This window comes from Streptomyces sp. NPDC001493 (genome assembly GCF_053597235.1).
The window spans coordinates 15201-37398 of record NZ_JBSFHV010000003.1; the positions used below are offsets into that span (position 1 = coordinate 15201).

The window sequence follows — 22198 nt, forward strand, 5'->3', positions numbered from 1 at the left end:
ACGTGCGGCCCGGCCCTCTCCCGCTCATGGCAGGCCGGCGCCCCTTCCCCGGCGCCGGCAGGCCTCCCCTTCTGAGCGGGCGGGGACCAGGCCGCACGTGCCGCCTCACGGACCTGAGCCTGAGAGGGCGCATTGAGCCAGACCCGACACGTCCCGGTGATGCTCCAGCGATGCCTGGACCTGTTGGCCCCGGCTCTGGAGCGGGCGGGCGGCACCCCACCGGTGGTCGTCGACTGCACCCTCGGCCTCGGCGGACACAGCGAGGCCCTGCTCACCGCCTTCCCCGAGGTGCGGCTGGTCGCCCTCGACCGGGACAAGGAGGCGCTCCGGCTCTCCGGCGAGCGCCTCGCCCCGTACGGCGACCGCGCCACCCTGGTGCACGCGGTCTACGACGAACTGCCCGAGGTGCTGGACCGGCTCGGCATCCCCAAGGTCCAGGGCGTCCTCTTCGACCTCGGCGTCTCCTCCATGCAGCTGGACGAGGCCGACCGGGGATTCGCCTACGCCCAGGACGCGCCGCTCGACATGCGCATGGACCAGACGACCGGCATCGGCGCGGCGGAGGTGCTCAACACCTACCCGCCGGGCGAACTGGTCCGCATCCTGCGCGCGTACGGCGAGGAGAAGCAGGCCAAGCGGATCGTCTCGGCCATCGTGCGCGAGCGCGAGAAGGAACCGTTCACCAACAGTGCCCGCCTGGTCGAACTGATCCGTGACTCCCTGCCGCAGGCCGCCAAGCGCACCGGCGGCAACCCGGCCAAGCGCACCTTCCAGGCGCTGCGCATCGAGGTGAACGGCGAGCTCACCGTCCTGGAGAGCGCCATCCCCGCCGCGGTCGCCTCCCTCGCGGTCGGCGGCCGGATCGCCGTGCTCTCCTACCACTCGCTGGAGGACCGGCTGGTCAAGCAGGTGTTCGCGGCCGGCGCGGCGAACACCGCGCCGCCCGGACTGCCCGTCGTCCCCGAGCGCTACCAGCCCCGCCTCAAGCTCCTCACCCGGGGCGCGGAACTGCCCACCGAGGAAGAGGTCGCCGAGAACCGCCGGGCCGCCCCGGCCCGGCTGCGCGGCGCCGAACGCATCCGCGAGGACGAGCGGTGACCGCGCCACGGGGGCGTACGCCCGGCGACCGCACCGGGGTTCGGGAGACGGCGCGGTGAACCGGCAGGCCGCGCCGCTGAAGGGACGCGCCGCCCGCCTCGCCCGGCTGATGCCGTCGGGGCCGAGCAACGCGGCCCGTACCCCCTTCATGCTGTTGGTCGTGGTCCTCCTCGGCGGCGGGCTGATCAGCCTCCTGCTGCTGAACTCCGCGCTCAACGAGGGCTCGTTCCGCCTCAGCGAACTGCGCAGACAGACGACCGACCTCACCGACGAGGAGCAGGCGCTCCAGCGGGACGTGGACGGTTACTCGCAGCCCGACGCGCTGGAGCGGCGGGCCAGGGAACTGGGCATGGTCCCCGGCGGCAGCCCCGCCTTCCTGAACCCGGACGGCACGGTCCGGGGCGTCCCCGCCGAGGTCACCGCGGACCCCGACCCGGAGCCCGCGCCCACCCCGGCCGCGACGGACGGCCCCGCGCCCGACGAAGATCCCCAGGCGGCCGGGAACCCCCAGGCGGCCGGGGCGACCGGGTCCGAGGAGCCCGCGAGCCCCGCGGACAGCGCCCGGCCCACCGACGTGACCACCCCCGCACCGTCCGCCGCGTCCTCCTCGCAGGACGCTTCCGCGAACCCGGCGGAGCCCACCGCGGCGACCACGACCCCGACGAGTCCCGGCAGGTGACGCAGTGCCGTCCAAGGAACCGCCGCGCCGCCGTGTGCCCGGCCCCGCACGCCCCCGGGGGGCCGCAGGCGGTACGGGACGCCCCCGGCCCGCCGCCCGCCCCGAAGCACGACGCCCCTCGCCCGGCCGGCCGGGCCGTCCCGCGCCGCGCTCCCTGCGCCTGGGCAACCCGCGCCCCCGGCTGCGCCTGGTCAGCCTCGGGCTGACGCTCGTCATGCTGGTGTTCGCGGCCCGGCTCCTCCAGGTCCAGGCCGTCGACGCGCACGCGTACTCGGCGAAGGCCAAGGAGAACCGGTACCTCGAGTACACCGTCGCCGCCGAACGCGGCGAGATCACCGACCGCAACGGGATCGCCCTGGCCACCAGCGTCGACGCGTACGACATCACCGCGGACCCCAAGATGTTCACCCGGGCCGAGAGCAAGGTCCCGGACGCCCCCGAGCAGGCGGCGGCCCTCCTCGCCCCCATCCTCGGCAAGGACGCGGCCACCCTCACCGCGCAGCTCTCGAAGCCCGGGAGCCGCTACACCGTGCTCGCCCGGCGGCAGACCCCGCAGGTCTGGAAGCAGATCAAGGACCTGAAGTCGGTCCTCGCGGACAAGGCGGCCGAGGACGGCGGGGAGGCGCCCGGCGTGCTGGCGGGCGTCTTCCAGGAGCCGACGACCAAGCGCGTCTATCCGAACGGCGATCTCGCCGCCGGGATACTGGGCTTCGTCAACGCCGACGGCAAGGGCGGCGGCGGCCTGGAGTCCCAGCTGAACGAGGAGCTCTCCGGCCAGGACGGGAAGATCCGGTACGCCCAGTCGGGCGGCCGCCGGGTGCCGACCGCCGGCGCCAAGGAGATCCCGGCCGTCGAGGGCACGGACGTCGAGCTCACCATCGACCGGGACATCCAGTGGGCCGCCCAGCGGGCCATCAGCGAGCAGGTCGAGGCGTCCAAGGCGGACGGCGGGTACGTCGTCGTGCAGAACACCCGGACCGGTGAGCTGCTGGCCCTGGCCAACGCCCCGGGCTTCGACCCGAACGACCTCTCCACCGTCGGAGCGGGCTCGCTGGGCAACGCGGCGCTCCAGGACGTGTACGAGCCCGGCTCCACCGCCAAGGTCATGTCCATGGCCGCCGTGCTGGAGGAGGGCGCCGCCACCCCCCTCACGCACGTCACCGTGCCCAACCGGCTGCACCGCGGGGACCGGCTCTTCAAGGACGACATCGACCACAAGACCTGGCACCTCACGCTCAACGGCGTCCTCGCCAAGTCCAGCAACATCGGCACCATCCTGGCGACCGGTCAGCTCGGGAAGACCCAGCCCGAGGCGAACAAGGTCCTCTACTCCTACCTCCGCAAGTTCGGCATCGGCAGCCCCACCGGCCTCGGCTACCCCGGTGAGTCGGCGGGCATCCTCGCCAAGCCCCAGGACTGGTCGACCTCCCAGCAGTACACGATTCCGTTCGGCCAGGGACTCTCGCTCAACGCCGTCCAGGCGGCCTCGGTCTACTCGACCATCGCCAACGGCGGGGTACGGATCGCCCCCACGCTCGTACGCGGCACCAAGGGCCCCGACGGCCGCTACACGGACGCCGAGAAGCCCGAGGAGACCCGGGTGGTCAGCGAGAAGACCGCCAAGGAGGTCGCCACCATGCTGGAGTCCGTCGTCGGCGACGAGGAGGGCACCGGCACCAAGGCGCGCATCCCCGGCTACCGGGTGGCGGGCAAGACCGGTACCGCCAACCGGGTGGACCCGGTCCGCGGCGTGTACGACGGCTACACCGCCTCCTTCGCCGGCTTCGCACCGGCCGACGATCCGCAGATCACCGTCTACTGCGCGATCCAGAACCCCACCAGGGGCAACTACTTCGGCGGCCAGATCTGCGGGCCGATCTACAAGAAGGTCATGGAGTTCGCGCTGAAGACCCTCCAGACCCCGCCGAGCGGCACCAAGTCGCCCGGACTGCCGGTCTTCTTCGGGCCGGACGCCTGACCGGAGGGGGAACGGCACGACCGAGGTGCGCGCCGGGCGGACGGAGACGTTCCGGCCGCGCGCACCGAGGGACGGGCCGCACCGCGCGCCGGACCCGGCCGTGACCTCGTACGTTCCCAGGGGAGTACCAGTGACAACCATCACCCCCGATCCGGGGAACCGGAACGAGAAGTTCCGAAACCCTGGCCCCTCACTTCGCGAGAGGCCGGGTCAGCCCGGTACGCTCACCGCCGTGCCCCACGCTGATCAGTACCGAATCACCCCGAAGGACGCGCCCGTGAACTACCCGGGAGCGCCCCGACCGGAACGGCTCAGGCCGACTCCCCTCGGCGAGCAGGCCGCCCGCCTCGGCCTCGAACTGCCCGCGGCGGTGGAGGTCACCGGCATCACCCACGACTCCCGGGCGGTCCGCCCGGGAGACGTGTACGCGGCTCTGCCGGGCGCCAGGCTGCACGGCGCCGACTTCGCGGCCCAGGCGGCCGGACTGGGCGCCGCCGCGGTCCTCACCGACCCCGCGGGCGCCGAACGCGCCGCCGCCACCGGCCTCCCGGTGCTGGTCGCCGAGGACCCGCGCGCCGTCATGGGCGACCTCGCCGCCGAGATCTACGGCCGCCCCGGCACCGACCTGCTCCAGATCGGCATCACCGGGACCTCCGGCAAGACCACCACCGCCTACCTCGTCGAAGGCGGGCTGCGCGGCGCCGGCCACGCCACCGGGCTCATCGGCACGGTCGAGACCCGCATCGGCGACGAACGCATCAAGTCCGAGCGCACCACCCCCGAGGCCACCGACCTCCAGGCCCTCTTCGCGGTCATGCGCGAACGCGGTGTCGAGTCGGTCGCCATGGAGGTCTCCAGCCACGCGCTGGTGCTGGGCCGGGTCGACGGCTGCGTCTTCGACGTCGCCGTCTTCAACAACCTCAGCCCGGAGCACATGGAGTTCCACTCCGGCATGGAGGACTACTTCCAGGCCAAGGCGCAGCTCTTCACCCCGGAGCGCAGCAGGCGAGGGGTCGTCAACTACGACGACGCCTACGGCCGCAGGCTGGTCACCGAGGCCGGTGTCCCCGTCACCACCTTCTCCGCCGAGGGCCACCCCGACGCCGACTGGCGTGCCGAGGACGTCGAAGTCGGGCCGCAGGACAGCACCTTCACCGTGGTCGGCCCCGACGGCGAGCGCATCGCCGCCCGTGCCCCGCTGCCCGGCCCGTTCAACGTGGCCAACACCCTCGCCGCGATCGTCACCCTGGCCGTCGCCGGGATCGACCCGCAGACCGCCGCCGACGGCGTCGCGGCCGTCCCCGGCGTCCCCGGCCGGCTGGAGCGCGTCGACGCGGGCCAGCCGTACCTCGCCGTCGTCGACTACGCGCACAAGACGGACGCCGTCGAATCGGTGCTCCGCTCCCTGCGCAAGGTCACCCAGGGCCGGGTGCACATCGTGCTCGGCTGCGGCGGCGACCGCGACACCACCAAGCGGGCCCCGATGGGCGCCGCCGCGGCCCGCCTCGCCGACACCGCCGTACTGACCTCCGACAACCCCCGCTCCGAGGACCCGCTGCGGATCCTCTCCGCGATGCTCGCGGGCGCCGCCGAGGTGCCCGTCCACGAACGCGGCGACGTCCTGGTCGACGCGGACCGGGCCGCGGCCGTCGCCGCGGCCGTCGCCCGCGCGCGGCCCGGGGACACCGTCCTCGTCGCCGGCAAGGGCCACGAGCAGGGCCAGGACGTCCACGGGGTGGTACGCCCCTTCGACGACCGCCAGGTCCTCCGCGCGGCCATCGCACGGTCCCTGGAGCGCCCCGACCCCGCACCCACCCAGCAGCACGAAGCCCACCACGAGAACAACAGTCAGGGATGACCAAGTGATCGCCCTTTCCCTCGCCGAGATCGCCGAAATCGTCGGCGGGCAGCCGCACGACATACCGGACACCTCGGTCGTCGTCGACGGCCCGGTCGTCATCGACTCCCGGAAGGTGGAGCGAGGCGGCCTGTTCGCCGCCTTCGTCGGTGAACAGGTCGACGGCCACGACTACGCCACCGGCGCCGTGGCGGCCGGAGCCGTCGCGGTGCTGGCCACCCGCCCCGTCGGGGTGCCCGCGATCGTCGTCGACGACGTGGTGGCGGCGCTCGGCGCCCTCGCCCGGTACGTCGTCGTCGACCGCCTCGGGCTGCCCGTCGTCGCCCTCACCGGCTCCGCGGGCAAGACCTCCACCAAGGACCTCATCGCCCAGCTCATGGAGCGGATGGGGCCGACCGTCTACCCGGCGGGCAACCTCAACAACGAGATCGGCCTGCCGGTCACGGCGCTCCGCGCCACCGAGGAGACCCAGCACCTCGTGCTGGAGATGGGCGCCCGCTACATCGGCGACATCCGCTACCTCACCGGACTCGTCCCGCCCCGGATCGGGCTCGTCCTCAACGTCGGGACCGCCCACATCGGCGAGTTCGGCGGCCGGGAGCAGATCGCCCAGGCCAAGGGCGAGATGGTCGAGTCGCTCCCCGAGGACGGCGTGGCCGTCCTCAACGCCGACGATCCGCTCGTGCGCGCCATGTCCTCGCGTACAAAAGCACGGGTCCTTCTCTTCGGAGAGGCGCCCGAATCGGACGTACGCGGAGAGAACGTCCGTCTCACAGCGGACGGACACCCCGCTTTCAGCCTCCACACACCCACCGGGTGCAGCGAGGTGACCATGCGCCTGTACGGTGAGCACCACGTGTCGAACGCGCTCGCCGCAGCCGCCGTCGCCCATGAGTTGGGCATGCCCGTACACGAGATCGCCGAGGCGCTCTCCGAGGCGGGCACCCTCTCCCGCTGGCGCATGGAGGTCACCGAGCGTCCGGACGGTGTGACGGTCGTCAACGACGCCTACAACGCGAACCCCGAATCCATGAGAGCCGCACTCCGTGCGCTGGCCGCCATGGGCAGGGGCCGGCGGACCTGGGCGGTGCTCGGTCAGATGGCCGAGCTCGGTGACGAGTCGCTCTCCGAGCACGACGCGGTCGGACGGCTTGCCGTCCGGCTCAACGTCAGCAAGCTCGTCGCGGTCGGAGGAAGAGAAGCCTCCTGGCTGCAACTGGGCGCTTACAACGAGGGTTCGTGGGGTGAGGAGTCGGTGCACGTGTCCGACGCACAGGCGGCCGTCGACCTGTTGCGCAGTGAACTGCGCCCGGGAGACGTCGTGCTGGTGAAGGCGTCCCGGTCGGTCGGCCTGGAGATGGTTGCCCAGGCACTGCTGGAGAACTCGACCGAGGGCGAGGTCACCGGCCGATGAGGCAGATCCTCTTCGCGGGGGCCATCGGGCTCTTCCTGACCCTGGTCGGTACCCCGCTGCTCATCAAGCTGCTGGCCCGCAAGGGCTACGGCCAGTTCATCCGGGACGACGGCCCGCGCACGCACGGCAGCAAGAAGGGCACGCCCACCATGGGCGGCATCGCCTTCATCCTGGCGACGATCATCGCGTACGTCCTGGCGAAGGTCATCACGGGCGAGGACATGCGGTTCTCCGGTGTCCTCGTGCTCTTCCTGATGGCGGGGATGGGGCTCGTCGGCTTCCTGGACGACTACATCAAGATCGTCAAGCAGCGTTCGCTCGGCCTGCGGGCCAAGGCGAAGATGGCCGGCCAGCTGATCGTCGGCATCGCGTTCGCGGTGCTCTCGCTCCAGTTCGCCGACATCCACGGCAACACCCCGGCGTCCACCCGGCTCTCGTTCGTCGAGGACTTCGGGTGGTCGATCGGGCCGGTGCTGTTCGTCGTCTGGGCCCTGTTCATGATTCTCGCCATGTCCAACGGCGTGAACCTGACGGACGGTCTGGACGGCCTGGCCACCGGCGCGTCGGTGATGGTCTTCGGCGCGTACACCTTCATCGGCCTCTGGCAGTTCCAGGAGTCGTGCGCCAACGCGATGGAACTCACCAACCCCAGCGCCTGTTTCGAAGTGCGCGACCCACTCGACCTGGCGGTCGTCGCCTCGGCGCTGATGGGTTCCTGCTTCGGCTTCCTCTGGTGGAACACCTCGCCGGCCAAGATCTTCATGGGTGACACCGGTTCGCTCGCGCTCGGCGGCGCTCTCGCGGGTCTCGCCATCTGCTCGCGCACCGAGTTCCTGATGGCCGTCCTCGGCGGCCTCTTCGTGATGATCACGATGTCCGTGGTCATCCAGGTCGGCTCCTTCAAGATGACCGGCAAGCGGGTCTTCCGGATGGCGCCGCTCCAGCACCACTTCGAACTCAAGGGGTGGTCGGAAGTCCTCGTGGTGGTCCGGTTCTGGATCATCCAGGGCATGTGCGTGATCGTCGGCCTCGGACTCTTCTACGCGGGATGGGCAGCCAAGAAGTGAGCACAACCGACTCGGCGGACCGGGCGGACTGGCGGGGGAAGCACGTCACGGTCGCCGGACTCGGGATCAGCGGGATTCCCGCCGCCCGGGTCCTGCACGGACTCGGCGCGCTGGTGACCGTAGTCAACGACGGCGACGACGAGCGCTCCCGCACCCAGGCCGCCGGCCTGGAGGCGGAGGGGATCACCGTGCGCCTCGGCGACGGCGACACGCTTCCCGAGTCCACCGAACTGATCGTCACCGCCCCGGGCTGGAAGCCCGACAAGCCGCTCTTCCTCGCGGCCGCGGCGGCCGGCGTCCCCGTCTGGGGCGACGTCGAACTCGCCTGGCGGCTGCGGGGGATCAAGGGCGGCGAACCCGCCCCCTGGCTCGCGGTGACCGGCACCAACGGCAAGACCACGACCGTACGGATGCTCGCCTCCATCCTGGAGGCCGCCGGGCTGCGCACCGCGGCCGTCGGCAACATCGGCGTCTCCCTGCTGGACGCCGTACTGGGCGAGGAGACGTACGACGTGCTCGCCGTCGAGCTCTCCAGCTACCAGCTGCACTGGGCGCCCTCGGTACGCGCCCACTCCGCGTCGGTGCTCAACCTCGCCCCGGACCACCTCGACTGGCACGGCTCGATGGAGGCGTACGCCGCCGACAAGGGCCGCGTCTACGAGGGCAACACCGTGGCCTGTGTGTACAACGTCGCCGACCCCGCCACCGAGGAACTGGTCCGCGAGGCCGACGTGGAGGAGGGCTGCCGGGCGATCGGCTTCACCCTCGGAACTCCCGGCCCCTCCCAGCTCGGTGTCGTCGACGGCATCCTGGTGGACCGGGCCTTCGTCACCAACCGGCAGAAGCAGGCCCAGGAGCTGGCCGAGGTCGCGGACGTCGACCCGCCCGCCCCGCACAACATCGCCAACGCCCTCGCCGCCGCCGCGCTGGCCCGCGCCTTCGGCGTGAAGCCCGCCGCGGTCCGCGACGGACTGCGCGCCTTCCGCCCCGACCCGCACCGCATCGAGCACGTGGCGGACATCGACGGCGTCGCCTACGTGGACGACTCCAAGGCCACCAACACCCACGCCACCGAAGCCTCCCTCGCCGCCTACGAGCCGATCGTCTGGATCGCCGGCGGCCTCGCCAAGGGAGCGACCTTCGACGAACTGGTGAGCGGCGCCGCGAAGCGCCTGCGGGGCGTGGTCCTCATCGGCCGCGACCGGGCCCTCATCCGCGAAGCCCTGACGCGACACGCCCCCGAGGTACCCGTGGTCGACCTGGACCGGACCGACACTGGGGCCATGTCCGAGGCGGTCGCCGAGGCCGCACGTCTCGCCCGCCCGGGCGACACCGTGCTGCTGGCCCCGGCCTGCGCCTCGATGGACATGTTCGTCAACTACAACGAGCGGGGCGAGGCGTTCGCGGACGCGGTCCGCGCACGCGCCGACGACAGCGCCTGACAGGCCCGGCCCCCGGGCCGTACCGTCCCCGGAGAGAATGTGATCCGGGGGGACGGGTACGGCCCGGTCCGGGCCGCCGGGCCGTCGCCGCCCCGGGCACGATCAGCGGAGGGGACAGCGACTATGCCGGCCGATGAGGGGCCCGACGCCCGAGGACGGGTCCGCGCGCGGGCCCACGCGACGAGGACCGGCGCCTTCCGTACCCGGCCGTTCGCCCCGGCCGCCCCGTACGGCACTCCCGGAGACGGTGTGCCGACCCACCCCGGCCTGGCCCTGCGCGGACGGCTCGCCGAGGGCTCCGGACGCGGCCCCCGGCCCGCCCGGCCGCCGGCCCGCTCCGCCCCCTCCCCCCGCAGCCCACGCGGCGGCGGGGTGCGCCGCGCCTACGAGCAGGCGCTGAGGGCCTGGGACCGCCCCCTGACGGCGTACTACGTCATCCTCGGCTCCAGCCTGCTGATCATCGTGCTGGGCCTCGTGATGGTCTACAGCGCCTCCATGATCAAGGCGCTGGAACTCGCCAAGCCGAGCACCTACTTCTTCCGCAAGCAGTTCCTGGCCGCCGTCATCGGAGCCGGACTGATGGTGCTGGCCGCCCGCATGCCGGTCAAGCTCCACCGCGGGCTCGCCTACCCGATGCTGCTCGGCACGGTCTTCCTGATGGCGCTGGTCCAGGTCCCCGGCATAGGGATGTCGGTCAACGGCAACCAGAACTGGCTCTACATCGGCGGCCCGTTCCAGCTCCAGCCCAGCGAGTTCGGGAAGCTGGCCCTCGTGCTGTGGGGAGCCGACCTGCTCGCCCGCAAGCAGGACAAGCGGCTGCTCACCCAGTGGAAGCACATGCTGGTGCCGCTGGTCCCGGTCGCCTTCATGCTGCTGGGACTGATCATGCTCGGCGGCGACATGGGCACCGCGATCATCCTCACCGCGATCCTCTTCGGCCTGCTCTGGCTCGCCGGGGCGCCCACCCGGCTCTTCGTCGGAGTGCTCGGCTTCGCCGGGGCCATCGCCGTCCTGCTGATCAAGACCAACCCGAACCGCATGTCCCGGCTCGCCTGCGTCGGTGTCAGCGAACCGGACGCCGCGGGCGGCTGCTGGCAGGCCGCGCACGGAATCTACGCCCTCGCGTCCGGTGGCTGGTTCGGATCGGGACTCGGTGCGAGCGTGGAAAAATGGGGACAACTGCCCGAACCCCACACCGACTTCATCTTCGCCATCACCGGCGAGGAACTGGGGCTGGCGGGGACTCTGTCGGTGCTCGCCCTCTTCGCGGCTCTAGGCTATGCGGGTATCCGCGTGGCCGGACGCACGGAGGACCCCTTCGTGAGGTACGCCGCGGGAGGTGTGACGACCTGGATCACCGCGCAGGCTGTGATCAACATCGGTGCGGTGCTCGGCCTGCTGCCGATCGCCGGCGTCCCGCTCCCGCTGTTCTCCTACGGGGGGTCGGCCCTGCTGCCGACCATGTTCGCGGTCGGGCTGATGATCGCCTTCGCGCGTGAGCAGCCCGGTGCGCAAGCGGCCCTGGCCATGCGGAGGCCCGGGGTGAGATGGAAGACGATGAGACGGCGCGTCAAGAAGCGTCCGTCCGGAGAGCGGTGAATTTCGGTGCATGTCGTACTCGCCGGCGGGGGGACCGCCGGCCACATCGAGCCCGCGCTTGCCCTCGCAGACGCCCTGCGCAGGCAGGACCCGACCGTGGGCATCACCGCCCTCGGCACGGAACGCGGCCTGGAGACCAGGCTCGTACCCGAGCGGGGGTACGACCTGGCGCTCATCCCGGCCGTACCGCTGCCCCGTAAGCCCACACCGGAGCTGATCACCGTCCCGGGCCGGCTGCGCGGCACCATCAAGGCCGCCGAGCAGATCCTGGAACGCACCAAGGCCGACTGCGTGGTCGGCTTCGGCGGTTACGTCGCGCTGCCCGGCTACCTCGCCGCCAAGCGCGCCGGAGTGCCGATCGTCGTCCACGAGGCCAACGCCCGCCCCGGCCTGGCCAACAAGATCGGCTCCCGGTACGCGCACGGCGTCGCCGTCTCCACCCCCGACAGCAAGCTGCGCGGCGCCCGCTACATCGGCATCCCGCTGCGCCGCACCATCGCCACCCTGGACCGGGCCCGGGTCCGCCCGGAGGCGCGCGCCGCCTTCCGGCTCGACCCCAACCTGCCCACCCTGCTGGTCTCCGGCGGCTCGCAGGGCGCCCGCCACCTCAACGAGGTGGTCCAGCGGGTCGCGCCGCTGCTCCAGCGCTCGGGCATCCAGATCCTGCACGTGGTCGGTCCGAAGAACGAATTGCCGCGCATCGACAACATGCCCGGTATGCCGCCCTACATCCCGGTACCGTACGTGGACCGGATGGACCTCGCGTACGCGGCGGCCGACATGATGCTCTGCCGCGCGGGCGCGATGACCGTGGCCGAACTCTCCGCCGTCGGGCTGCCCGCCGCGTACGTCCCGCTGCCGATCGGCAACGGCGAACAGCGGCTCAACGCCCAGCCGGTGGTCAACGCCGGCGGCGGTCTGCTGGTCGACGACGCGGCCCTCACCCCCGAGTGGGTACAGGCCAACGTCCTTCCGGTGCTGTCCGATCCGCACCGACTGTACGAAATGTCGCGCGCCGCCGCCGAGTTCGGCCGCCGCGACGCCGACGACCTGCTCGTCGGCATGGTGTACGAGGCGATTGCCGCACGCCGCCAGGCGTGAGGCGGGGCGGGCCCGGGGCGTGTGCCCCGGGCCCGGCGAAGGAGCGAGCGTGGCCGGACCGACGACCGCCCAGCGCGGTTCAGGGCAGCAGGCGGACACACCGGCGCGCGCGCCGCACGCCGGACCCGGAAGAGACGGGTCCGCCCGCCGCAGGAACCTGTTCCTCGGCGCGGCCGGGGCCGCTCTGCTCGCCGGGGGCCTGGCGTGGGCGCTCTGGGGCTCCTCCTGGCTCCGGCTGGAGCAGGTCGGGGTCGGCGGGACCGAGGTGCTCTCCCCGGCGGAGGTGGAAGCGGCGGCCGCGGCTCCGGTCGGCTCGCCGTTGATCGGCGTGGACACCGATTCCCTGGAGCGCCGGTTGCGGCAGAAGCTCCCCCGTATCGACACCGTGGACGTCACGCGTTCCTGGCCGCACGGAATCGATATCGAGGTGACCGAGCGAAAGCCGGTCCTCCTGGTGAAAAAGGGCGCAAAGTTCACCGAAGTGGACTCCGGGGGCACGCGGTTCGCAATCGTGGACAAAGCACCCGAGGGGGTTCCCCTGCTGGAATTGAAACCCGATCGTTCCGCCAGTCTGCGCCGTTTCGGCGGTGACCGTCTGTTGCGGGAGGCGGTCGGGGTCGCCGGCGACCTCCCCGCCGCCGTCGCCCGGGACACCGAGGTCGTGCGGGTGACCTCGTACGATGCGATCTCGCTGGAGCTGACGGGGGGACGGGAAGTGGTCTGGGGCAGTGGTGAACAGGGAGCGGTGAAGGCGAAAGTCCTCACCGCCCTGATGAAAGCGTCACCCAAAGCGGGACACTTCGACGTGAGTGCGCCCACCGCTCCTGCGTCTTCCGACAGTTGACGGGTATTTGGCCTGACCAGCACCCTGGTTGGTCATCGCTACGGGTGATCACATAGGGTGAAAAGAAAAACGGGAGGTTCGGCGTGTTCGTTGAACGTGCGCCACTTGTCGACTTAGTGTCCTGTTCGGAAGAGTCCAAGAAGCAGACACACTGGTAACCCTAAACTTCAGCGTTAGGGTTTGGGTCGGCGTTCGGACCGTCCCCATCGACATCCGTCGTCGCGGCGGGCCACCGCAGAGCGACGACACGTAAATCGAGGCGAGAGGCCTTCGACGTGGCAGCACCGCAGAACTACCTCGCAGTCATCAAGGTCATCGGTGTCGGCGGCGGTGGTGTCAATGCCATCAACCGAATGATCGAGGTCGGTCTCAAGGGCGTCGAGTTCATCGCGATCAACACGGACGCGCAAGCCCTGTTGATGAGCGACGCCGACGTCAAGCTCGACGTCGGCCGTGAACTCACCCGGGGACTCGGCGCCGGGGCCAACCCGGCAGTCGGTCGCAAGGCGGCAGAGGACCACCGTGAAGAGATCGAGGAGGTCCTCAAGGGGGCCGACATGGTCTTCGTCACCGCAGGAGAGGGCGGCGGCACCGGCACCGGCGGCGCACCCGTCGTCGCCAACATCGCCCGCTCGCTGGGTGCCCTGACGATCGGTGTGGTCACCCGCCCGTTCACCTTCGAGGGCCGTCGGCGCGCGAACCAGGCGGAGGACGGCATCGCCGAACTCCGCGAAGAGGTCGACACCCTCATCGTCATCCCGAACGACCGGCTGCTGTCCATCTCGGACCGCCAGGTGAGCGTGCTCGACGCGTTCAAGTCGGCCGACCAGGTACTGCTCTCGGGTGTCCAGGGCATCACCGACCTCATCACCACCCCCGGCCTCATCAACCTCGACTTCGCCGACGTCAAGTCGGTCATGTCCGAGGCGGGTTCGGCGCTCATGGGTATCGGTTCGGCCCGCGGCGACGACCGCGCGGTGGCGGCCGCCGAGATGGCGATCTCCTCGCCCCTCCTGGAGGCGTCCATCGACGGCGCCCGTGGCGTGCTGCTCTCCATCTCCGGCGGCAGCGACCTCGGTCTCTTCGAGATCAACGAGGCCGCCCAGCTGGTGAGCGAGGCGGCGCACCCGGAGGCGAACATCATCTTCGGCGCGGTCATCGACGACGCGCTGGGCGACGAGGTGCGGGTCACCGTGATCGCCGCGGGCTTCGACGGCGGCCAGCCGCCGGCCCGCCGCGAGAACGTGATCGGTGCCGCTTCGGCCAAGCGCGAGGAGCCCGCCCCGCCGGCCCGGCCCGAGCCGGTCCGCCACTCGGCCGGACTCGGTTCCGTCCCGCCGCGCGAGGAAGCCCCGGCCCCGGTCGAGACCGTTCCGGTCGCGAACGACATCTCGCTGCCGCCGGTCTCCCCGCCGCACGTTCCGACGGCCCGTCCCTACCAGGACACCCAGGCCGAAGAGCTGGACGTACCGGACTTCCTGAAGTGATAGACCGGCACGACGTGGTCCCCGCGCACCTCGCGGGGACCGCGAGGACAGCAGGACCCGCAGCGGACACGTCCGGCGGCGCCGGCGCTCACTTCGCCTTCACCGACCGGTGGGGCGGAGTGAGCGCCGCCCCGTACGCGTCCCTGAACCTCGGCGGCGCGGTCGGAGACGACCCCGCCGCCGTGGTCGCGAACAGGGCGCGCGCGGCCGGCTCCCTCGGGCTCGACCCGGAGCGGGTCGTCTGGATGAACCAGGTGCACGGCCGTGGGGTCGCCGTGGTCGACGGGCCGTGGGGCCCCGACCGCGAGATCCCCGCGGTGGACGCGCTGGTGACCGCCCGTCGGGCGCTGCCGCTCGCGGTGCTCACCGCCGACTGCGTCCCGGTCCTGATGGCCGACCCGGTCGCCGGGGTCGTCGCGGCGGCACACGCCGGTCGCCCCGGGCTCGTCGCCGGAGTCGTCCCCGCCGCCGTGGAGGCGATGCTCGCCCTCGGCGCCGAAGCCTCCCGGATCGTCGCCCGTACCGGGCCGGCGGTCTGCGGCGGATGCTACGAAGTCCCCGCCGCGATGCGGGACGAGGTCGCCGCGGTCGTCCCCGCCGCCCGGGCCGAGACCCGGTGGGGCACCCCGGCGGTCGACGTCACCGCCGGAGTCCACTCCCAGCTCGACGCCCTCGGCGTGCGTGACGTACGGCGTTCGCCGTTCTGCACGCGGGAGTCGGACGACCACTTCTCGTACCGGCGTGACCGCACCACCGGAAGGCTCGCCGGATACGTCTGGCTGGACGGGCCCGATGGGGGCGGCGCGGGCGACGCGGGCGATCAGGACGACGAGGACACGGCATGACGGACCGCAGCACGGAACTCGCCGAGAACCTGGCACGGGTGGAGGAACGTATCGCCTCCGCCTGTGCCGCGGCCGGCCGGTCGCGGGACGAGGTCACCCTCATCGTGGTCACCAAGACCTACCCCGCGAGCGACGTGCGGATCCTGCACGGACTCGGTGTGCGTCAGGTGGCCGAGAACCGCGACCAGGACGCCGCCCCCAAGGCCGCGGACTGCTCGGATCTGTCGCTCACTTGGCACTTTGTCGGTCAACTTCAGACCAACAAGGTTCGTTCAGTGACGCGTTATGCCGATGTGGTGCAGTCGATCGACCGCATCAAGCTCGTTTCCGCACTCTCCACGGCTGTGGCCGGAGAGCGGGAGACCGAACTCGGCTGTCTGATCCAGGTCGCCCTCGACGCCGGGAACGGCGAGCGCGGCGACCGGGGCGGAGTCGCGCCGGAGGGTGTGGAAGCGCTGGCCGACGCGGTGGCGGCGGCACCCGGGCTCCGGCTCGACGGCCTGATGACGGTCGCGCCGCTCGCCGGTCCGTACGCGGGACGGCAACGAGCCGCTTTCGAGCGGCTGATGGAAATCTCATCCCGGCTGCGCGCGGACCATCCGGCTGCGAACATGGTTTCCGCGGGGATGAGTTCGGATCTTGAGGACGCCGTGGCGGCCGGAGCGACACATGTGCGCGTCGGTACTGCGGTACTCGGAGTCCGACCCCGGCTCGGGTAACGTCGCGAAGCAGGTCGGACCACAGCAGAAAATATGGTCATTCCCGCTCATTACGGGGCAGACCACCGTGGATCGCTGGCACTTGGCGACGATTGCCGATCCACCACAGAGCGGAGGACTCGGAGCATGGCCGGCGCGATGCGCAAGATGGCGGTCTACCTCGGCCTCGTGGAGGACGATGGGTACGACGGTCCGGGGTTCGACCCCGACGATGAATTCGAACCCGAGCCGGAGCCCGAGCGGGACCGGCGCAGGCACCAGCCCGCGCATCAGGTGGAGCGGGAGCGCGAACGGGACGAACCGGTACGAGTGGTGCAACCCCCCGCGCCGCGCGAGCCAGTTCAGCTCCCCGCGGACAGCGTGCGACCCGCCCGGATCGCACCCGTGGCATCCATCACACCTGAGCGCCCCAACCTGGAGAAGAACGCACCCGTGATCATGCCCAAGGTCGTCTCCGAGCGGGAGCCGTACCGCATCACCACGCTGCACCCCCGGACCTACAACGAGGCCCGTACCATCGGGGAACACTTCCGTGAGGGCACTCCGGTGATCATGAACCTCACGGAGATGGACGACACGGATGCAAAGCGACTTGTCGACTTTGCCGCGGGACTCGTCTTCGGACTTCATGGCAGCATTGAGCGCGTGACGCAGAAGGTGTTCCTGTTGTCGCCTGCTAACGTCGATGTCACGGCGGAGGACAAGGCCCGCATTGCAGAGGGCGGGTTCTTCAACCAGAGCTGAGAACGCGACACGGGAACAACCCGGCCGGGAGGCCGGAGCTACGAGAGCCAGGGGAGAGGGAAGCGCGGTCATGGGCGTCGCACTCGATGTGGTCTACATCGCGCTGATGTGTTTCCTCATCGTGCTGATCTTCCGGCTGGTCATGGACTACGTCTTCCAGTTCGCGCGTTCATGGCAGCCGGGCAAGCCGATGGTGGTCGTTCTTGAGGCCACCTACACTGTCACCGATCCACCGCTCAAGCTCCTGCGGCGGTTGATTCCGCCGCTGCGTCTCGGGGGCGTGGCACTCGACCTGTCCTTCTTCGTTCTGATGATCATCGTCTACATCCTGCTCACCCTCCTGGGCAACATTGCGAGCAGCGTGTGAACGATACGGTCTTGCCGACTGCCGACGACTACGTAGAGGTGAAGAAGAGATGCCGCTGACCCCCGAGGACGTGCGGAACAAGCAGTTCACGACCGTCCGCCTCCGAGAAGGCTATGACGAGGACGAGGTCGATGCCTTCCTCGACGAGGTCGAATCCGAGCTGACGCGACTGCTCCGCGAGAACGAGGACCTGCGCGCCAAGCTGGCCGCCGCGACGCGTGCCGCCGCGCAGAATCAGCAGCAGCAGGCCATGCGCAAGCCCCCGGAGCAGCAGCAGGAGAGGCCCGGGGCTCCCGTGCCCGCCGCCATATCGGGTCCGCCGGTCCAGCAGCAGCCCCCGCAGATGGGTCCGCCGCAGCTGCCCGCCGGTCCCAGTGGCCATGGCCCCCAGCAGGGTCAGCAGGGCCCCGGCCCGCAGGGCCAGCACGGCCCCGGCCCGATGCAGGGCGGCCCGATGGGCGGCCCCATGGGCGGCACGATGGGTGGCCCCATGGGTCACGCACCGCAGCAGATGCACCAGCAGATGCAGCCCATGCAGCAGATGCAGCAGCCGATGCAGCAGATGCAGCAGCCCGGTCAGGGACCCGGCGGCGACAGCGCCGCCCGTGTCCTGTCGCTGGCCCAGCAGACCGCCGACCAGGCGATCGCGGAGGCCCGTTCCGAGGCCAACAAGATCGTCGGCGAGGCGCGCAGCCGCGCCGAGGGTCTGGAGCGCGACGCGCGGGCGAAGGCCGACGCGCTGGAGCGGGACGCGCAGGAGAAGCACCGCGTGGCGATGGGCTCGCTGGAGTCGGCCCGCGCGACGCTGGAGCGCAAGGTCGAGGACCTGCGCGGCTTCGAGCGTGAGTACCGCACCCGCCTGAAGTCGTACCTGGAGAGCCAGCTGCGTCAGCTGGAGACCCAGGCCGACGACTCGCTGGCCCCGCCGCGTACCCCCGCCGCCGCTTCGCTGCCGCCGTCGCCCTCGCTGGCTCCGGCCGGTGCCGGTGCGATGGGCCACGGCATGGGCTCCGGCAACCACGGCGGACCGTCGATGGGCGGCAACCCGTCCATGGGCCCCGGACCGTCGTTCGGTGGGCAGCAGCAGATGTCGCCCGCGATGACGCAGCCGATGGCACCGGTACGGCCGCAGGCGCCGCAGCCGATGCAGCAGGCTCCGTCGCCGATGCGCGGCTTCCTCATCGACGAGGACGACAACTGACCGGCTCGCGCTCTCTGAGCGCGTAGCCGTCGGCAGGCTGAGGGCCGGGCCCCGGGGATCTCCCCGGGGCCCGGCCCTTTTTCGCGTACCGGCGGCAGGGAGGCTTCGGCTTCCGGCCGGTGTTCCGGAACCGGCTGTTATGCGCCCGGAGTTGCGTGAATCAACTCGAATACGCGCGAATCACCCTGTAGTGGGACAGGAGTTGTCGGCGTTTCCGGGCCACTCGGGGAACGCCGAAGGTCCGGGGGCCACCCGGGGAACGCCGAAGGCCCGGCGGGGAGATCCGCCGGGCCTTCGGAGGGGTCGTGCCGGTCAGTGCTTGCGGAGGCGGAAGCTCAGACCCAGGCCCTCGTCCTCGAACGCGGAGCCGTACGAGTCGTCGGCGTCGCCCCGGGCGTAGTCCAGGGCGAGCACCTCGTCCGCGATCAGCGAGGCGTGCTCGGTGAGCGCCTCCACCGTGGCGGCCTCGTCGGAGGTCCAGCGCACCGCGATCCGGTCCGCCACGTCCAGGCCGCTGTTCTTGCGGGCCTCCTGGATCAGCCGGATCGCGTCACGGGCGAGGCCCGCGCGGCGCAGCTCCGGGGTGATCTCCAGGTCCAGGGCGACCGTGGCGCCGGAGTCGGACGCCACCGACCAGCCCTCGCGCGGGGTCTCCGTGATGATGACCTCGTCCGGCGTCAGCGAGACCGTCTCGCCGTCCACCTCGACCGACGCGGTGCCCTCGCGCAGCGCCTGCGACAGCGCGGCGGCGTCGGCGTTCGCGACGGCCTTGGCGACCGCCTGCACGCCCTTGCCGAAACGCTTGCCCAGCGCACGGAAGTTGGCCTTCGCCGTGGTGTCGACCAGCGAGCCGCCCACCTCGGAGAGGGAGGCCAGCGAGGAGACGTTCAGCTCCTCGGTGATCTGCGCGTGCAGTTCGGCGGAGAGCGTCTCGAAGCCGGCCGCCGCGACCAGCGCGCGGGAGAGCGGCTGACGGGTCTTCACGCCCGACTCGGCGCGGGTGGCCCGGCCGAGCTCCACCAGCCGGCGCACCAGCGCCATCTGGGTGGAGAGCCCGGGATCGACCATCGAGGCGTCGGCCACCGGCCACGAGGAGAGGTGCACCGACTCGGGGGCGTCCGGCGTCACCGGGACCACCAGGTCCTGCCAGACCCGCTCGGTGATGAACGGGGTCAGCGGGGCCATCAGCCGGGTCACCGTCTCGACGACCTCGTGCAGCGTGCGCAGCGCCGCCTTGTCGCCCTGCCAGAAGCGGCGGCGCGAGCGGCGGACGTACCAGTTGGACAGGTCGTCGACGAAGGAGGAGAGCAGCTTGCCCGCCCGCTGGGTGTCGAAGCCGTCCAGCGCGGTGGTCACCTGGCCCACCAGGGCGTTGAGCTCACTCAGCAGCCAGCGGTCCAGGACCGTGCGGTCCGCCGGCGCCGGGTCGGCCGCCGAGGGCGCCCACCCGGACGTACGGGCGTACAGCGCCTGGAAGGCGACCGTGTTCCAGTACGTCAGGAGCGTCTTGCGGACGACCTCCTGGATGGTGCCGTGGCCGACGCGCCGGGCCGCCCACGGCGAGCCGCCCGCGGCCATGAACCAGCGCACCGCGTCGGCGCCGTGCTGGTCCATCAGCGGGATCGGGTCGAGGGTGTTGCCCAGGTGCTTGGACATCTTCCGGCCGTCCTCGGCGAGGATGTGGCCGAGGCAGACGACGTTCTCGTAGGAGGACTGGTCGAAGACGAGGGTGCCGACCGCCATCAGCGTGTAGAACCAGCCACGCGTCTGGTCGATGGCCTCCGAGATGAACTGCGCCGGGTAGCGGCTCTCGAAGACTTCCTTGTTCTTGTACGGGTAGCCCCACTGCGCGAACGGCATCGAACCCGAGTCGTACCAGGCGTCGATGACCTCGGGGACGCGGTACGCCTCCAACTGGCAGTTCTCGTGGGTGCAGGTGAACGTGATCGCGTCGACGAACGGCCGGTGCGGGTCGAGGCCCGACTGGTCGCTGCCGGTGAGCTCGGACAGCTCGGCGCGCGAGCCCACGCAGGTCAGGTGGCCGTCCTCGCAGCGCCAGATCGGCAGCGGGGTGCCCCAGTAGCGGTTGCGGGAGAGCGCCCAGTCGACGTTGTTGTGCAGCCAGTCGCCGAAGCGGCCGTTCTTCACCGAGTCCGGGAACCAGTTGGTCTTCTCGTTCTCGGCGAGGAGACGGTCCTTGACGGCGGTGGTGCGGATGTACCAGGACGGCTGCGCGTAGTAGAGCAGCGCCGTGTGGCAGCGCCAGCAGTGCGGGTAGCTGTGCTCGTACGGGACGTGGCGGAAGAGCTTGCCGCGGGCGGCCAGGTCCTCGGTGAGGGTCTCGTCGGCCTTCTTGAAGAAGACCCCGCCGACCAGCGGCAGGCCCTCCTCGAACGTGCCGTCCGGACGCACCGGGTTGACCACCGGCAGACCGTACGCCTTGCAGACCAGGAGGTCGTCGGCGCCGAACGCGGGGGACTGGTGGACCAGACCCGTACCGTCCTCGGTGGTGACGTACTCGGCGTTGACGACGAAGTGCGCCTCGGCGGGGAACTCGACCAGGTCGAAGGGGCGCTCGTAGGTCCAGCGCTCCATCTCCCGGCCGGTGAAGGACTGACCGGTGAGCTCCCAGCCCTCGCCCAGAGCCTTCTCGACCAGCGGGCGCGCCACGACGAGACGCTCCTCGCCGTTCGTCGCCACGACGTACTCGACCTCGGGGTGGGCGGCGACGGCGGTGTTGGAGACCAGCGTCCACGGGGTGGTCGTCCAGACCAGCAGCGACGCCTGGCCGGCCAGCGGGCCGGAGGTCAGCGGGAAGCGGACGAAGACCGACGGGTCGACGACCGTCTCGTACCCCTGTGCCAGCTCGTGGTCGGAGAGACCGGTGCCGCAGCGCGGGCACCACGGGGCGACGCGGTGCGACTGGACCAGCAGGTCCTTGTCGAAGATCTTCTTCAGCGACCACCAGACGGAGTCGACGTACTCCGGGTCCATGGTCCGGTACGCGTCGTCCATGTCGACCCAGTACCCCATGCGGGTCGTCAGGTCGGAGAAGGCATCGGTGTGGCGGGTCACGGACTCGCGGCACTTGGCGTTGAACTCGGCGATGCCGTACGCCTCGATGTCCTTCTTGCCGTTGAAGCCCAGCTCCTTCTCGACCGCGAGCTCGACCGGCAGGCCGTGGCAGTCCCAGCCGGCCTTCCGGCCGACGTGGTAGCCCTGCATCGTGCGGAAGCGCGGAAAGACGTCCTTGAAGACGCGGGCTTCGATGTGGTGGGCGCCGGGCATGCCGTTGGCGGTCGGCGGACCCTCGTAGAAGACCCACTCGGGGCGGCCCTCGGACTGTTCGAGGCTCTTGGCGAAGACCTTGCCGTCGCGCCAGAAGTCGAGCACGGAGTGCTCCAGCGCGGGCAGGTCCACCTGAGCGGGGACCGGGCGGTACTGCGGCGATGTCATGTTCGGGTTTCCTCCGGCGGACGTCTTCCCACTTCCGTCGGAGGGACGAGAGCGCTGGGCTCCCGCGGTACCACCCTCCTTGGCCCGGGCGCATGCCCGTGGCCCCCTCATTGGGGTGCGATGCCGGGTCTACTTGCCTGCCTGCGGCGTTCTTCCGGCGGCTCCGGGGTGATCTTCACGACGCGCTCGCCCCCGGGCTTCCACCGACCCCGGGTCGCTCTGGGCTGCGTACGACGCTACTCGTCCCATCCATGCCTCTCGCTGCGCCCAGTGTACGGGGCCTGGGGCGAGGAGTCCGA

17 protein-coding genes are annotated in these 22198 nt (G+C 71.2%); 16 read left to right on the forward strand and 1 reads right to left on the reverse strand.

Features of this window, described 5'->3' with window-relative positions; all coding sequences use genetic code 11:
• Positions 1-132 precede the first annotated feature (132 nt).
• The 16 genes from rsmH (at position 133) to ACWCWD_RS05315 (ending at position 18443) form a co-directional block, all read left to right on the forward strand.
• Positions 133-1098: a 16S rRNA (cytosine(1402)-N(4))-methyltransferase RsmH gene (rsmH, locus tag ACWCWD_RS05240; RefSeq protein ID WP_450770409.1), complete on the forward strand. Its 966-nt coding sequence runs from the start codon at positions 133-135 to the stop codon at positions 1096-1098.
• A gap of 55 nt (positions 1099-1153) precedes the next feature.
• A complete protein-coding gene (locus ACWCWD_RS05245; RefSeq protein WP_450770410.1) occupies positions 1154-1777 on the forward strand; it encodes a septum formation initiator in 624 nt (207 codons plus the stop codon).
• 4 nt (positions 1778-1781) lie between these two features.
• Positions 1782-3755: a penicillin-binding transpeptidase domain-containing protein gene (locus ACWCWD_RS05250; protein WP_450770411.1), complete on the forward strand. Its 1974-nt coding sequence runs from the start codon at positions 1782-1784 to the stop codon at positions 3753-3755.
• Positions 3756-3885: 130 nt separating this feature from the next.
• Positions 3886-5613: a UDP-N-acetylmuramoyl-L-alanyl-D-glutamate--2,6-diaminopimelate ligase gene (locus ACWCWD_RS05255; protein ID WP_450770412.1), complete on the forward strand. Its 1728-nt coding sequence runs from the start codon at positions 3886-3888 to the stop codon at positions 5611-5613.
• Positions 5614-5617: 4 nt separating this feature from the next.
• Entirely contained in the window at positions 5618-7027 is a 1410-nt protein-coding gene (locus ACWCWD_RS05260) for a UDP-N-acetylmuramoyl-tripeptide--D-alanyl-D-alanine ligase (protein ID WP_450770413.1), read from the forward strand.
• Positions 7024-8094 (forward strand): phospho-N-acetylmuramoyl-pentapeptide-transferase, encoded by a 1071-nt coding sequence (gene mraY / locus ACWCWD_RS05265; RefSeq protein WP_450770415.1) that lies wholly within the window; start codon positions 7024-7026, stop codon positions 8092-8094. Before ACWCWD_RS05260 ends, mraY begins: the two co-directional genes overlap by 4 nt.
• Entirely contained in the window at positions 8076-9536 is a 1461-nt protein-coding gene (murD, locus tag ACWCWD_RS05270; RefSeq protein WP_450770416.1) for a UDP-N-acetylmuramoyl-L-alanine--D-glutamate ligase, read from the forward strand. The genes mraY and murD overlap by 19 nt, the downstream gene beginning before the upstream one ends.
• A 123-nt stretch (positions 9537-9659) precedes the next feature.
• On the forward strand, positions 9660-11135 hold the full coding sequence (ftsW, locus tag ACWCWD_RS05275) for a putative lipid II flippase FtsW (RefSeq protein ID WP_450770418.1): 1476 nt from the start codon (positions 9660-9662) through the stop codon (positions 11133-11135).
• Between the two features lie 6 nt (positions 11136-11141).
• A complete protein-coding gene (gene murG, locus ACWCWD_RS05280; protein WP_328722196.1) occupies positions 11142-12236 on the forward strand; it encodes an undecaprenyldiphospho-muramoylpentapeptide beta-N-acetylglucosaminyltransferase in 1095 nt (364 codons plus the stop codon).
• 49 nt (positions 12237-12285) lie between these two features.
• Positions 12286-13080, forward strand: a complete 795-nt coding sequence (locus ACWCWD_RS05285) for a cell division protein FtsQ/DivIB (protein ID WP_450770420.1) — start codon at positions 12286-12288, stop codon at positions 13078-13080.
• Between the two features lie 275 nt (positions 13081-13355).
• Positions 13356-14567, forward strand: a complete 1212-nt coding sequence (gene ftsZ / locus ACWCWD_RS05290; protein WP_450770422.1) for a cell division protein FtsZ — start codon at positions 13356-13358, stop codon at positions 14565-14567.
• Between the two features lie 14 nt (positions 14568-14581).
• Positions 14582-15412 (forward strand): peptidoglycan editing factor PgeF, encoded by an 831-nt coding sequence (pgeF, locus tag ACWCWD_RS05295; protein ID WP_450770988.1) that lies wholly within the window; start codon positions 14582-14584, stop codon positions 15410-15412.
• A complete protein-coding gene (locus tag ACWCWD_RS05300; RefSeq protein WP_450770424.1) occupies positions 15409-16131 on the forward strand; it encodes a YggS family pyridoxal phosphate-dependent enzyme in 723 nt (240 codons plus the stop codon). The genes pgeF and ACWCWD_RS05300 overlap by 4 nt, the downstream gene beginning before the upstream one ends.
• A 126-nt stretch (positions 16132-16257) precedes the next feature.
• A complete protein-coding gene (locus ACWCWD_RS05305) occupies positions 16258-16875 on the forward strand; it encodes a cell division protein SepF (protein WP_327175244.1) in 618 nt (205 codons plus the stop codon).
• 70 nt (positions 16876-16945) lie between these two features.
• On the forward strand, positions 16946-17242 hold the full coding sequence (locus ACWCWD_RS05310; protein ID WP_327175243.1) for a YggT family protein: 297 nt from the start codon (positions 16946-16948) through the stop codon (positions 17240-17242).
• Between the two features lie 49 nt (positions 17243-17291).
• Positions 17292-18443 carry a DivIVA domain-containing protein gene (locus ACWCWD_RS05315; RefSeq protein WP_450770426.1) on the forward strand — a complete coding sequence of 384 codons (1152 nt, stop codon included), beginning with the start codon at positions 17292-17294 and terminating at the stop codon, positions 18441-18443.
• A 312-nt stretch (positions 18444-18755) separates the two neighbouring features.
• Here ACWCWD_RS05315 and ileS read toward each other — a convergent pair whose 3' ends face one another.
• The gene (gene ileS, locus ACWCWD_RS05320; RefSeq protein WP_450770428.1) at positions 18756-21899 is read right to left on the reverse strand and encodes an isoleucine--tRNA ligase; all 3144 of its coding nucleotides are present in this window, start codon (positions 21897-21899) and stop codon (positions 18756-18758) included.
• Between the last annotated feature and the right edge of the window lie 299 nt (positions 21900-22198).